The sequence below is a fragment of the Streptomyces orinoci genome (genome assembly GCF_003121295.1).
Classification (GTDB): Bacteria; Actinomycetota; Actinomycetes; order Streptomycetales; family Streptomycetaceae; genus Streptomyces; species Streptomyces orinoci.
Genome location: NZ_PHNC01000006.1, coordinates 336,998 through 348,976 on the forward strand (window position 1 = coordinate 336,998; position 11,979 = coordinate 348,976).

An 11,979-nucleotide genomic window follows, 5' to 3' on the forward strand; every position below is an offset into this window, starting at 1 on the left:
CCTCAGGCGATGGGCTGGTGGACGGTGACCAGCTTGGTGCCGTCCGGGAAGGTGGCCTCCACCTGGACGTCGCTGATCATTTCCGGAATGCCGGACATCACCTGGTCGCGGGTGAGCACTTGGCGCCCGGAGGACATCAACTCGGCGACGCTGCGGCCGTCCCGGGCGCCTTCCAGGATGTGCGCGGTGATCAGGGCCACCGCCTCGGGGTGGTTGAGCAGCAGCCCCCGGCTGCGGCGCTTCTCGGCGACATCCGCAGCCACATGGATAAGCAGGCGTTCCTGCTCATGCGGGGTCAGTTGCACGCGTCCCACCTCACCTGTCGTCCGAGCACGGCGGCGGTTCACCCGGGTCCACCAGGATGTTGACCTTGGTTCCCGCCGCCGGGAAGAGGTGATTGCACGTTAGTGCGGAAGCTTTTCCAACGCGTTAACTGACGCTTTGCCGGGCCATGGCCGGGCCCGGCCGCCCGTCTTGCTCAGTGCCCGGCGGGGTTTCCGGGGTCGCGGTGCTCGGCGGCGATCCCGAACCGGCGGCGCTCACCGGGAGCGGAGGACAGGGACCGTACCGTGGAGACCGTACTGATCACCTGCTCCTCGGCGCTCTCCCGGCTCTCCTCCAGCCGTTGCAGGTCGGCGGCGGACACCAGGGCGACCAGCGGCTTGCCATGGCGGGTGACGACCACCCGCTCACCGCCGTACACCACGCGGTTGATCAGCTCCGCCAGCTCGGCTCGGGCTTGCGTCACCGGAATCTCATAGGCCATGCTCCCAGCTTAGATGGCGCCCCCTCCGCACCACCCTGGCCGGGAGCGATGACCGGGCGGCCTCAGGGAGTCAGCACCCACTTCTGGTTGGGCAGGCCATTGCAGTCCCAGATGCCCAGCTGAGTGTCGTTGTCGGTGCTGAAGCCGAGATCGTCCAGGCACTTGCCGGTCAGTACGTTCTTCAGCGAACCGTCGTCCTGGGGAATCCACTGCTCGCCCGGGGACCCCACGCAGTCGTAGATCTCCACCTTGGTGCCGTTCTCACTGCGGCCCCAGACCACATTGAGACACATGCCCAGGGCGCGCACCGAGTGGTCCACGCCCAGCGTCCACCACTGGGCGGCGGTGCCATTGCAGTCGTGGATCTGGACGGCGTTGGCGAGCTTGGCCCGTCCATGGCGCACATCCACGCACTTGTCGCCATAGCCGACCAGCCGGCCCTGCCGGCCGGCCACCCCCACCACCACCGGGCGGATGGTCTTGGTGGCCCAGGAGTGCGGATAGCCGCAGAGGGCGGATGAAGTGCCGTTGCCGGTGACCACATTGCCGGTGGCCCAGTAGGTGACCGGCTGGTCGCCGATGAGGTAGAAGCAGGCCACCTGGGCCTGCCACATGGTGCCTTCGGGCACCTCGGTACAACTGGCGAAGGCGGCCGGGCCCTCATGGTGGGTGGTGCAGTTGCCGGGTGCGTCGGCCCGGGCGGTGGCGGGCAGGGCGATCGCCCCCAGGACCGCCAGCAGTGCCGTCAGTAACGCGGCGGCGGTACGTCTCACGGTGGTGCTCCTTCCGTTCGGGGATTGACGGTCGGGCTCTCAAACCGACTGGCAGCCTGCTGGACCCGCCGCCCCCTGTCAACTGCCGTGAAGAAATTATCCTGTTCATTCATTTCAGCTGAGATCATCGGGCGTCGGATACCATGCCGGTACGAACGGAGGTGGGGCCGTGTCGGAGGCCGGGACCCAGTCACTGGCGGAGCGGATAGAGACTCTCTTCCGGACGGTCCGCCGCCCGGACCGTTCCGCGTACAGCAACGAGGAAGTGGCCAGGGCCTGCCGCGAGTCCAGCGGCGAGACCTTCTCCGCCACCTACCTGTGGCAGCTGCGCACCGGCCGCCGGGACAACCCCACCAAACGCCATCTGGAAGCGCTGGCCGCCTTCTTCCAGGTGCCGGTGGCCTACTTCTTCGACGACGCGGAGAGCGGCCGCATCGCCGAGGAGATCGCCCTGCTCTCGGCGATGCGCGATGCGGGGGTACGCGATGTCGCCCTGCGCGCGGTCAGCCTCTCCCCCGACGGCCTGGGCACGGTACGCGACCTGATCGACTCCATCGCCCGCCGCGAGGCCGAGCGGCGCGGCTCAACCCGCCGATGACCCATGGCCCCTGGGCCCGGTGGCGGCTGCTGCGCCGCTGCCGGGCCCGCGCCGCCTCGCTGGAGCTTCCGGTGCCCTTCGACGCGGCCGGACTGGCCACTCTGGTCGCCGAACGCCGCGGCCGGCCGGTGGAGTTGATGCCCATCGACTGGCAACCCGGCCTGCCCTGCGGTCTGCTGGTGAGCGCCGGACAGGCCGACTACATCGTCTACGCGGCCGACACCCCGCCGCTGCACCGGCAGCACATCCTGGTCCACGAACTGGCCCATCTGCTGTGCGAACACCACGGCGCCCCCTCCGCCGGGCTGCTGCCCCATCTCTCGCCGGACCTGGTGGGCCGGGTCCTGGGACGGACCGTCTACAGCGAACCCCAGGAGCAGGAGGCCGAGTTGCTCGCCTCACTGATCCTCCAGCGCGCGGTGTGGTCCGGGCCGGTACCGCCCGCGGACCCCTTCCTCGGCCCGGCGGCCCATGACTGAAACCCTCCCCTACCTCGGCGGGCTCGCCCTGCTGGCCCTCGGCGCCCACCGCTGGGCCGCGCTGCGCGGCGGACGCCCCGAGCCCGCCCTGCGCCAGGCCCACCGCTTCGCCTTCTGTCTGGGCGCCGCCCTGCTGGTACTGGCTCCGGCCACCGCCCGGGCGATCGAGCACACAGTGGCCCTGCCCGGCCTGCCCATGCTGCTCGGTGACCTGCTGCGCACCCTGGCGGCCGGCTGCCTGGGCCTGCTGGCCGGCCGCTCGGTGAAGCGGTCGGCGCCGGCGACCGGACTGACCCTGCTGGCCCTGACCACCCTCTTCGCGGCCACCCCCCTGCACCACGCCACCGGCGAACTCTCGGTGGACACCCGCCACCGTCCCCTGCTGGCCTGCTATGACCTGCTGCTGATCCTCTATCCGGCCGGGCAGCTGACGGCCCTGCGCCGGACGCTCCGCGACCGCACCCGGCGGGCCCGGCCCGGCGTCCACCGCCTGGGCCTTCGCCTGCTGGGCGCGGCCACGGTGGCCGGACTGGTCTGGACGGCCTGGGGCGTTGACGATGTCCGCCTCGCCCTGACCACCGGCCGGCAGAGCGACGGCGATGACGCCCTCTCCACGGCCCTGGGCCTGCTCTGCGCGGCCCTGGCCGTGGCCGGCGGCAGCGCGGCGGTATGGCCACGGCTGCGCCGGTGGTGCTGGTCCTGCCGCACCTACCGGGCACTGACCCCGCTGTGGTCCGCCCTGCACCAGGCTTTCCCGCAGATCGCCCTGCCGCAACTCCACCCGCGCGGCGTCCACTTCGCCCTCTACCGGCGGGTGATCGAGATCCACGACGGCCTGCTGCTCCTCCGCCCTCGCCTGGCCGCCTGCGACCGGTCCGGCCCGGACACCGCGGCCGCCACCGCCGCGCGGATCGCCGCCGCCCTGTCGGCACCGCCCGCCACGGCCGGGTCCCCGCCCGGCCGGGTCGCCCTGGCGGCCACCATGGGAACCGCCGCGGCCGCTTCCCAACTGGAGGAAATCTCCCGGGCGTTCGCCCGCCTGCACCACTGACCGCGTGATCCCTCCGGGGAACCGGCACCCCCGTTGACTTCCGGCCGGCCATGCATCATGATCACCGAATGTACATCCTGTACATTTTTCATAGATGACTCGCCCCGAGTGAGGTGCCCATGAACCGTCTCACCGCCCGTCATGTCCTCCCCGAGTTCACCGAGCGCACCAGTTCCGGAGTGCGCACCCTGGACCCCTACGCCAAGCTGCTCGCCGAGCGGATCGTGATGCTGGGCACGCCCATTGACGACATCGCGGCCAACGATGTGATGGCGCAGCTGATTCATCTGGAGCACGCCGCGCCGGAGCGGGACATCTCGCTCTACATCAACTCCCCCGGCGGCTCCTTCTCCGCCATGTGCGCCGTCTACGACACCATGCGCTTCATCGGCTGTGAGATCGAGACGGTCTGCCTGGGGCAGGCCGCCTCCGCCGCGGCGGTGCTGCTGGCGGCGGGGACGCCGGGGAAGCGGGCGGTGCTGCCGCACGCCCGGGTGCTGATCCACCAGCCATTCCTGGCCGAGCCGGTGCAGGGGCAGCCGTCCGATCTCGCCCTGCACGCGGAGGAGTTGCTGCGCACCCGGGACGGCCAGAACGAGATGCTGGCCCGGCACACCGGGCAGGACCGGGCGCGGATCGAGGCGGACACCGAGCGGGACACCGTGTTCGACGCGGCCGCGGCGGTGGCCTATGGGCTGGCGGACCGGGTGGTGGAGAGCCGCAAGTGGGGTGCCAGGTGAGCGGGTTGCTGCCGGAGCTGCCACCGCTGCCGGGGCTGACGCGGGCGGAGGGGGAGCTGGTGGACCGCTATCTGGAGGTACTGGATCTGCTGGGCCGGATCAATCCGGCCCGCGGGCGGGACACGTACCAGGGGCTACGAGCGGCGCAGGCGCTGGTGGTCGCGGCCAAAGGGCTGTGCGGGGCGCTGACGCTGATGTACGAACGAGGTGAACGGAAGGTGTACGCGGGCACCTTGGCGCGGGCGATGCGCGTCCTGGACGGTGAGCGCCGGGCGGGCCGGGTGATGTTGCCGCCGCCATCGGCGAGTTGAGAAGCGAAACCCTTTTCAGGAAGTCTCCTCCAGACGCCGGAGGCGGCCGTAGACGCCACGCGGTGATCACTCTGGGCGCGACGCGCACTCGGCGCTTGAGCGGTCCGCCCGCCCCGCAGGTCGCGGGCTCAGCACGCTCTTCCGATGACCCCCAAATGCCCTCGCGTCCACCTGAATTGCCCACAGGTGACGAGGCTCACATACCGCCGGTTCCGCTCGGAATCGGCGCCGCTACTGGGTCAAGATCCTTGGGACGACAAGACCCCGCCACACGGCGGGGCGGTCCGGGCGGAACGCCGAACCCTGCCGCCGCCCAGGACGACGGGTCGAAGGGAGTGCACCGGCAGGGGTGGAGGACCCGAGCACGGCGGGACGGCCACGGTCGCGATTCGGCCGTCCCTTGGGGTGAAGCCGCCGACAGCGGCCGGGCATTCTTCGCCTGCCCGAACCCGACAGGTCACCCTTCACAGGCGACTGACGAAGGGTTTGCGCATGGGCAAGCACAAACGTCCAGCACGGCTGTCCAAGGCCAAGGCCGCCTCGGCCCTGACCCTCGCCGCCGTCGGCGCCTCGGTGCTGGCACCGGGCGGCACGTCCAAGGCAGAAGCCTCTTCCATCCCCGCCAGGGCACTGCAGATCGCGGCCTCCAAGATGGGCGCTCCCTATCAGTGGGGAGCCACCGGTCCCTACCGCTTCGACTGCTCGGGGCTGACCCTCTACTCCTTCAAACGGGCCGGCAAACAACTGCCGCGCACCGCACAGGCCCAGTACAACCGCACCCGCCATATCCCGCGCTCCGCGCGCCAGGTGGGCGACCTGGTGTTCTTCCATTCCGGGCGGGGGGTGTACCACGTGGGGATATACGCCGGGAACGGCAAGATCCTGCATGCGCCCAAGACCGGCTCGGTGGTGCGCTTCGAGCGGATCTGGACCAATAGCGTCTGGTACGGCCGGGTCACCGACTGACACCGGCGTATCTCCCGTAACCGCGGGGCCCGGCCGGCACCACCGGCCCGCCCGCAAGCGCGCCACAAGCGCCTGACGCCGGGGGGCGGGGCATGGCCGGGACCAGGCCGCCGACCGCCGCCCGGCCCGCGCCGGCGTGACGGGTCACGCGGGGGGCGGGTCAGCGGACGGCGACCTTCCAGGGGAGGCAGATCCAGACGGTCTTGCCGCCCTCGGCGGTCGGGGTGATGAAGAACCTGCCCCCGCGCTCGGCGGCCAGACAGCGCACAATGACCAGGCCCCGTCCGTTGTCCTGCTGGACCGCGGCCGGCAGCCGCCGGGGATAGCGGGCATGGTCGTCGGTGACGCCGATGCGCAGCTGTTCCTCGCGTTCCAGCCGCAGGTCCACGGTGAAGGTGGGCGACTGTCCCCGGGTGTGCAGCACGGCATTGGTGGCCAGTTCGGACACGATCAGCCCGACCGTGTAGGCGGTGTCGGTGCCGTCCGGCAGGCCCCAGCCCGCCAGCACCTTGGCGACATAGCGCCGGGCCGTGGCGACCGAGGCGGGGGCACTCGGCAGAGTGACGGAGGCTTCCTGATGATCTGCCACGGCACTGTCCCTTTCCCACCGGCCCTGGGGCGGCTCTTCGCGACAGAGTGCCATCGCTGATGACCATGTTGGGAGCGATCCACCGAGATATGCAGATACCTGTCGCTCGATGCAGTGAACTCTGCGAGGAACGACCGGATTTGACGGCCGGGCTGGTCTATCGACTCTGTTTTGTGGGTTTGCCACCGGGTGGACGCAGTAGCGCCGTTGCGGACTCCGTACCCTGCCCGCACTCGGTGATCCGGTGAGCGGAGGCGCCGTTGGTGCGCGGCTCCGCGGCAGAGCCGCACAAGGGCCGATGGTCAAGCTCCCGCGGTGCGCAGGATGGTCGCCACGGCCGAGTCCACCTGCGCGTCGGTGAGATCGGCGCGGGCGGTCAGCCGCAGCCGGGAGATCCCGTCGGGCACCGAGGGGGGCCGGAAGCAGCCCACCGCCAGGCCCGCCGCCCGGCAGTCCGCCGCCCAGCGCACCGCCGCCTCGGGCGAGGGGGCCCGCACCGAGACCACCGCGGCGTCGGGACGGGCGGCGGTCAGTCCGGCCGCGGTCAGCCGCCGGTGCAGTTCCCTGGCCACCTCGCGGGCCCGCTCGGCCCGCCAGGGCTGGGCGCGCAGCAGGCCCAGGGCGGCCAGCGCGGCACCGGCCGCCGCCGGGGCCAGCCCGGTGTCGAAGATGAACGTCCGGGCGTTGCTGACCAGATGACGGATCACCCGGGCCGGGCCGAGCACCGCACCGCCCTGGCTGCCCAGCGACTTGGACAAGGTGACCGTGGCCACCACATCCCCGGCTCCGGCCAGCCCGGCCGCGTGGGGCGCGCCCCGGCCGCCCTCGCCCAGCAGGCCCAGGCCATGGGCGTCGTCCACCAGCAGGGCCGCGCCCTCGGCCCGGCAGACCTCGGCGAGCCGGGGCAGCGGGGCGGCGTCACCGTCCACCGAGAACACCGAGTCGGTGATCACCAGGGCATGGCCGGAGTGCCCGGCCAGTTCCTTGCGGACCGCCTCCGGGTCGGCGTGCGGCACCACGGCCCGGGCCGCCCGGGACAGCCGGCAGCCGTCGATCAGCGAGGCATGGTTGCCCTCGTCCGAGACCAGCAGGGTCTCGCCGTCCGGGGCCGCCGAGAGCGCGGTCACCGCCGCCAGATTGGCGGTGTAGCCGGAGGAGAAGACCAGGGCCGCCTCGAAGCCGCAGAATTCGGCGAGTTCGCGCTCCAGCCGGGCGTGCAGCTCGGTGCTGCCGGTCACCAGCCGGGAGCCGGTGGACCCGGCGCCCCAGCGCCGGGCCGCCTCGGCGGCGGCCGCGGTGACCTCGGGATGCCGGGCCAGGCCCAGGTAGTCATTGCCCGCCAGATCGGTCGGCGCGCCCTCGGCCCGGCGCGGCCGCAGGGTGCGCACCAGCCCGGCCGCCAGCCGGCGCTCATACTGCTCGTCCAGCCAGTCGAACACAGCGGCCTCGGCCATGGGGCGCCCTCGGAATCTGTGGGGTTCATATAAATCCCCCGGCCAGGACGGGGGAAGGGACTTCCCAACTTAGCCGTCATCACGGCTGGTCACGGTGTGGCGATCCACACACCTGAAACACCCCCTGTTGTGCGATCCCTACCTTGGCCCAGGGGTGTGCGGTAAGCGAGGATCACCGCCATGGACCTGCTCAACACGCTCGTGGACAAGGGGTTGCGGCGCGAGTCGCCGACCCGTGAAGAGGCGCTCGCGGTGCTGGCGACCTCCGACGACGAACTGCTCGATGTGGTGGCCGCGGCGGGCAAGGTGCGCCGCAAGTGGTTCGGGCGGCGGGTGAAGCTCAACTACCTGGTCAATCTGAAGTCCGGGCTCTGCCCCGAGGACTGTTCCTACTGCTCCCAGCGGCTCGGTTCGGAGACCGGGATCCTCAAGTACACCTGGCTGAAGCCGGAGGACGCCTCCAGGGCGGCGGCCGCCGGAGTGGCCGGCGGCGCCAAGCGGGTGTGCCTGGTGGCCAGCGGCCGGGGCCCCACGGACCGGGACATCGACCGGGTCTCGAAAACCATTGAGGCGATCAAGGAGCAGAACCAGGAGGTCGAGGTGTGCGCCTGCCTCGGCCTGCTCTCCGAGGGCCAGGCGGAGCGGCTGCGCGAGGCGGGCGTCTACGCCTACAGCAACAACCTCAACACCTCCGAGGCCACCTACGGCGACATCACCACCACCCACACCTATGCGGACCGGGTGGACACGGTGCGCAAGACCCAGGCCGCCGGAATGTCCGCCTGCTCGGGCCTGATCGCCGGCATGGGCGAGAGCGACGAGGACCTGGTGGATGTGGTCCTGGCGCTGCGCGAGCTCGATGTGGACTCGGTGCCGGTCAACTTCCTCATCCCGGTGGAGGGCACCCCGCTGGCCGGTGAGTGGAACCTCACCCCGCAGCGCGCCCTGCGCATCCTGGCCATGGTGCGCTTTGTCCATCCGGATGCCGAGGTGCGGCTGGCGGGCGGCCGGGAGATCCATCTGCGCGCCCTCCAGCCGCTGGCGCTGCACCTGGCCAACTCCATCTTCCTGGGCGACTACCTCACCACCGAGGGCCAGGAGGGCAGGAAGGACCTGGAGATGATCGCCGACGCGGGCTTCGAGGTGGAGGGCGCGGACACCCAGACCCTGCCGGAGCACCGGCGGGAGCGGGCGGGCTGCGGCGGTGGCGGCTGCGCGCCCTGCGACGGCCCGCAGGAGGCGGCGTCCGGTCCTCAGGAGGCAATGTCCGTGCCGGGCAAGCCCGTTGAGGCCCGTACCGATCTGGTCGCGGTGCGCCTGCGCGGCGCGGGGACGGACCTGCCGCCCAATGCCTGAACCGCTCACCCCCGCCGAACTGCTGGCGCTGGACCGTCGGCATGTCTGGCACCCCTACGGTCCGATGCCCGGCAGACAGCGGCCGCTGCTGGTGGAGTCCGCCTCCGGGGTCCGGCTGCGGCTGGCCGAAGAGGCGTACGGCCACCGGGAGTTGGTGGACGGGATGGCGTCCTGGTGGTCGGCCCTGCACGGCTACAACCACCCGGTACTCAATGAGGCCGCCCGCGAGCAGCTGGGGCGGATGAGCCATGTGATGTTCGGCGGGCTCACCCATGAGCCCGCCGTCCGGCTGGCCGCCCGGCTGGTGGAGATCACCCCCGAGGGCCTGGAACATGTCTTCCTCGCCGACTCCGGCTCGGTGTCGGTCGAGGTGGCCGTCAAGATGTGCCTGCAGTACTGGCTTTCGGCCGGACGCCCGGCCAAGCACCGGCTGATGACCTGGCGCGGCGGCTACCACGGTGACACCTGGCAGCCGATGTCGGTCTGCGACCCGGACGGCGGGATGCACTCGCTGTGGTCCGGCGCGCTGCCCCGGCAGGTGTTCGCGGACGCCCCGCCGGCCGGGTACGACGCCGGGGTGGACCCGGCCTATGAGGCGCATCTGGCCGGGCTGTTCGAGCGCCATGCCCATGAGGTGGCCGCGATGATCGTGGAGCCGGTGGTGCAGAACGCGGGCGGGATGCGCTTCCACTCCCCCGGGTATCTGCGGGTCCTGCGCCGGCTCTGTGACGAACACCAGGTGCTGCTGGTCTTCGACGAGATCGCCACCGGATTCGGCCGCACCGGCACGCTGTTCGCCTGTGAGCAGGCCGGGGTGACGCCCGATGTGCTGTGTGTGGGCAAGGCGCTGACCGGCGGCTATCTCACCATGGCGGCCGCGCTGTGCACCTCCCGGGTGGCGGAGGGCATCTCCCGCGGCGAGGTGCCGGTGCTCGCCCATGGCCCGACCTTTATGGGCAATCCGCTGGCCGCGGCGGTGGCCGGTGCCTCGGTGGACCTGCTGCTGGGCCAGGACTGGCAGTCGGAGGTCAAACGGATCGAGTCCGGCCTGCGGGAGGGGCTGGCCCCGGCGGCCGGGCTGCCCGGGGTCCGCGAGGTACGCACGCTGGGCGCCATCGGCGTGGTCCAGCTGGACCACGAGGTGGACACGGTGGCGGCGAGCGAGGCCGCGGTGCGGGCGGGGGTGTGGCTGCGGCCGTTCCGCGATCTCGTCTACACCATGCCGCCCTATGTGACCAATGACGCCGATCTGGCGCGCATCTGCGGCGCGGTGTGCGCCGCGGCGGCCGCCGGCTGACGGAGGAACGATGTCGGTACTGATGATCTCCGGGACCAATACGGAGATCGGCAAGACGGTGACCACCGCCGCCGTCGCCGCGGTGGCGCTGGCCGCCGGACGCTCGGTGGCGGTGCTCAAGCCCGCCCAGACGGGCGTGGCGCCCGGCGAGCCGGGCGATGTGGCCGAGGTGGCCCGGCTGGCAGGCCCGGTGACGGGCGCCGAACTCGCCCGTTTCCCCGAGCCCTTGGCCCCGGCCACCGCGGCCCGGCGGGCCGGGATGGCGCCGGTACGGCCCAAGGAGGTCGCGGCCGCCGCCGAAGAGCTGGCGCAACAGCACGACTTGGTGCTGGTGGAGGGCGCGGGCGGGCTGCTGGTCCGTCTCGATGACGAGGGCGGCACCCTGGCCGACGCTGCCGCCCTGCTGGACGCCCCCGTCCTGGTGGTGGCCCAGCCCGGACTGGGCACCCTCAACGTCACCCAGCTGACGGCCGAGGCACTGGCCGCCCGCGGGGTGCGCTGTGCGGGCGTGGTCATCGGCAGCTGGCCCACCGAGCCGGATCTGGCGATGCGCTGCAATGTCGCCGAGTTCCCGGAGATGGCCGGCGCACCCCTGCTGGGCGCGGTACCGCAGGGCGCGTCCGCCCTGCCTCCTGCCGACTTCCGGTCCACCGCCCCGAGTTGGCTGGCCCCGGAGCTGGGCGGTACATGGAACGCGGCCGAGTTCGGCGCGAGGGTGAGTGCCGGGTAGGGGGCGGGGGGCAGCTGCGTCATGCGCTCCCTAAGGGGCGGAGGGCAGCTGCCTCACGGGGGCCGCGCCCCGCGGGCGCGGCCAGGCAACCCCAACCCCTGCCCCCGGCAAGCCCGCACGGTGCGCCCTGCCCCGCCCGGGGAAGAATCGCGGTAGCCGTTCTCCCCGGAAAGGGGTGCGCCATGCCACCGCGCAGCATCAGAGCACCACACCACGCCGTCCACCATCCCCTCTTCGCCCGGTTCTACGCCGCCGTGAGCCCCGCCCTCGACCAGCGGGCCGGACTGGCCGCGCACCGGCGGGAGTTGGTGGCCGGGCTCTCCGGGCGGGTGATCGAGATCGGTGCCGGGAACGGGCTGAACTTCGCCCACTACCCGGACACCGTTTCCGAGGTGGTGGCCATTGAGCCGGAGCCCCGGCTGCGCCGGCTCGCCCGGGAGGCGGCGGTACGGGCGGGGGTGCCCGTGGACGTGGTGCCCGGGGTCGCGGAGGCGCTGCCGGTCAAGAGCGAGGCCTTCGACGGCGCGGTGCTGTCGCTGGTGCTGTGCTCGGTACGGGACCAGCGGCGGGCCCTCGCGGAGTTGCGCCGGGTGCTGCGCCCGGGCGGCGAACTCCGTTTCCTGGAGCATGTGAGGGCTTCCGGCCGTACCCCGGCGACCGTACAGCGGGCCCTGGACCGCTCCGTATGGCCACTGGTCTTCGGCGGCTGTCACACCGCCCGGGACACGGTGGCGGCCATCGGCGCGGCCGGGTTCGAGCTGGGCGAGTGGCGCCGGCTGCGCATCCCGGAGCGCGGGCTGCCGATGCCGACCTCACCCCATGTACTGGGCGCCGCCACCAGGCCGTTGGAGACGGACGGACGGTGACCC

15 protein-coding genes and 1 riboswitch are annotated in these 11,979 nt (G+C 72.0%); of the genes, 10 read left to right on the top strand and 5 right to left on the bottom strand.

The window, feature by feature from the left end:
• Positions 1-2: 2 nt before the first annotated feature.
• The 3 genes from CV755_RS03445 to CV755_RS03455 form a co-directional block, all read right to left on the bottom strand.
• Complete coding sequence (locus tag CV755_RS03445; RefSeq protein ID WP_109278603.1) at positions 3-305, bottom strand: urease subunit gamma; 303 nt, start codon at positions 303-305, stop codon at positions 3-5.
• Between the two features lie 173 nt (positions 306-478).
• Positions 479-766, bottom strand: a complete 288-nt coding sequence (locus CV755_RS03450) for a type II toxin-antitoxin system Phd/YefM family antitoxin (RefSeq protein WP_109278604.1) — start codon at positions 764-766, stop codon at positions 479-481.
• A 62-nt stretch (positions 767-828) separates the two neighbouring features.
• Positions 829-1,539, bottom strand: a complete 711-nt coding sequence (locus tag CV755_RS03455; RefSeq protein WP_109278605.1) for an RICIN domain-containing protein — start codon at positions 1,537-1,539, stop codon at positions 829-831.
• Positions 1,540-1,708: 169 nt separating this feature from the next.
• Between CV755_RS03455 and CV755_RS03460 the strand changes: the two genes are divergently transcribed.
• From CV755_RS03460 to CV755_RS03485, 6 genes are all read left to right on the top strand, one after another.
• The gene (locus tag CV755_RS03460; RefSeq protein ID WP_109278606.1) at positions 1,709-2,137 is read left to right on the top strand and encodes a helix-turn-helix domain-containing protein; all 429 of its coding nucleotides are present in this window, start codon (positions 1,709-1,711) and stop codon (positions 2,135-2,137) included.
• The gene (locus CV755_RS03465) at positions 2,134-2,616 is read left to right on the top strand and encodes a ParH-like protein (protein ID WP_109278607.1); all 483 of its coding nucleotides are present in this window, start codon (positions 2,134-2,136) and stop codon (positions 2,614-2,616) included. Before CV755_RS03460 ends, CV755_RS03465 begins: the two co-directional genes overlap by 4 nt.
• The gene (locus CV755_RS36615; protein WP_109278608.1) at positions 2,609-3,667 is read left to right on the top strand and encodes an MAB_1171c family putative transporter; all 1,059 of its coding nucleotides are present in this window, start codon (positions 2,609-2,611) and stop codon (positions 3,665-3,667) included. Before CV755_RS03465 ends, CV755_RS36615 begins: the two co-directional genes overlap by 8 nt.
• 119 nt (positions 3,668-3,786) lie before the next feature.
• Complete coding sequence (locus tag CV755_RS03475; RefSeq protein WP_109278609.1) at positions 3,787-4,407, top strand: ATP-dependent Clp protease proteolytic subunit; 621 nt, start codon at positions 3,787-3,789, stop codon at positions 4,405-4,407.
• Positions 4,408-4,412: 5 nt separating this feature from the next.
• The gene (locus CV755_RS03480; protein ID WP_109278610.1) at positions 4,413-4,718 is read left to right on the top strand and encodes a hypothetical protein; all 306 of its coding nucleotides are present in this window, start codon (positions 4,413-4,415) and stop codon (positions 4,716-4,718) included.
• Positions 4,719-5,046: 328 nt separating this feature from the next.
• Positions 5,047-5,206: riboswitch (cyclic di-AMP (ydaO/yuaA leader) on the top strand.
• A 4-nt stretch (positions 5,207-5,210) separates the two neighbouring features.
• Entirely contained in the window at positions 5,211-5,684 is a 474-nt protein-coding gene (locus CV755_RS03485; RefSeq protein ID WP_109278611.1) for a C40 family peptidase, read from the top strand.
• 160 nt (positions 5,685-5,844) lie between these two features.
• Here the strand turns inward: CV755_RS03485 and CV755_RS03490 are convergent, their stop codons facing one another.
• Both CV755_RS03490 and CV755_RS03495 read right to left on the bottom strand, forming a co-directional pair.
• A complete protein-coding gene (locus CV755_RS03490) occupies positions 5,845-6,273 on the bottom strand; it encodes an ATP-binding protein (RefSeq protein ID WP_109278612.1) in 429 nt (142 codons plus the stop codon).
• Positions 6,274-6,575: 302 nt separating this feature from the next.
• Complete coding sequence (locus CV755_RS03495; RefSeq protein ID WP_109278613.1) at positions 6,576-7,727, bottom strand: 8-amino-7-oxononanoate synthase; 1,152 nt, start codon at positions 7,725-7,727, stop codon at positions 6,576-6,578.
• A gap of 180 nt (positions 7,728-7,907) precedes the next feature.
• Here CV755_RS03495 and bioB point away from each other — a divergent pair, with 180 nt between their 5' ends.
• The 4 genes from bioB to CV755_RS03515 all read left to right on the top strand — a co-directional run bounded on the left by bioB (position 7,908) and on the right by CV755_RS03515 (position 11,976).
• Positions 7,908-9,083 (top strand): biotin synthase BioB, encoded by a 1,176-nt coding sequence (gene bioB, locus CV755_RS03500; protein WP_109278614.1) that lies wholly within the window; start codon positions 7,908-7,910, stop codon positions 9,081-9,083.
• The gene (locus tag CV755_RS03505; RefSeq protein WP_109278615.1) at positions 9,076-10,380 is read left to right on the top strand and encodes an adenosylmethionine--8-amino-7-oxononanoate transaminase; all 1,305 of its coding nucleotides are present in this window, start codon (positions 9,076-9,078) and stop codon (positions 10,378-10,380) included. The genes bioB and CV755_RS03505 overlap by 8 nt, the downstream gene beginning before the upstream one ends.
• A 10-nt stretch (positions 10,381-10,390) precedes the next feature.
• A complete protein-coding gene (gene bioD / locus CV755_RS03510) occupies positions 10,391-11,110 on the top strand; it encodes a dethiobiotin synthase (protein ID WP_109278616.1) in 720 nt (239 codons plus the stop codon).
• A gap of 182 nt (positions 11,111-11,292) precedes the next feature.
• The gene (locus tag CV755_RS03515; protein WP_109278617.1) at positions 11,293-11,976 is read left to right on the top strand and encodes a class I SAM-dependent methyltransferase; all 684 of its coding nucleotides are present in this window, start codon (positions 11,293-11,295) and stop codon (positions 11,974-11,976) included.
• The last annotated feature ends 3 nt before the right edge of the window (positions 11,977-11,979 follow it).

Bases quoted from the DNA above. Each gene is read 5' to 3' on its own strand.
- CV755_RS03450 (WP_109278604.1), bottom strand. From the start codon at position 766: ATGGCCTATGAGATTCCGGTGACGCAAGCCCGAGCCGAGCTGGCGGAG.
- CV755_RS03465 (WP_109278607.1), top strand. From the start codon at position 2,134: ATGACCCATGGCCCCTGGGCCCGGTGGCGGCTGCTGCGCCGCTGCCGG.
- CV755_RS36615 (WP_109278608.1), top strand. From the start codon at position 2,609: ATGACTGAAACCCTCCCCTACCTCGGCGGGCTCGCCCTGCTGGCCCTC.
- CV755_RS03475 (WP_109278609.1), top strand. From the start codon at position 3,787: ATGAACCGTCTCACCGCCCGTCATGTCCTCCCCGAGTTCACCGAGCGC.
- CV755_RS03485 (WP_109278611.1), top strand. From the start codon at position 5,211: ATGGGCAAGCACAAACGTCCAGCACGGCTGTCCAAGGCCAAGGCCGCC.
- CV755_RS03495 (WP_109278613.1), bottom strand. From the start codon at position 7,727: ATGGCCGAGGCCGCTGTGTTCGACTGGCTGGACGAGCAGTATGAGCGC.
- bioB (WP_109278614.1), top strand. From the start codon at position 7,908: ATGGACCTGCTCAACACGCTCGTGGACAAGGGGTTGCGGCGCGAGTCG.
- CV755_RS03505 (WP_109278615.1), top strand. From the start codon at position 9,076: ATGCCTGAACCGCTCACCCCCGCCGAACTGCTGGCGCTGGACCGTCGG.
- bioD (WP_109278616.1), top strand. From the start codon at position 10,391: ATGTCGGTACTGATGATCTCCGGGACCAATACGGAGATCGGCAAGACG.
- CV755_RS03515 (WP_109278617.1), top strand. From the start codon at position 11,293: ATGCCACCGCGCAGCATCAGAGCACCACACCACGCCGTCCACCATCCC.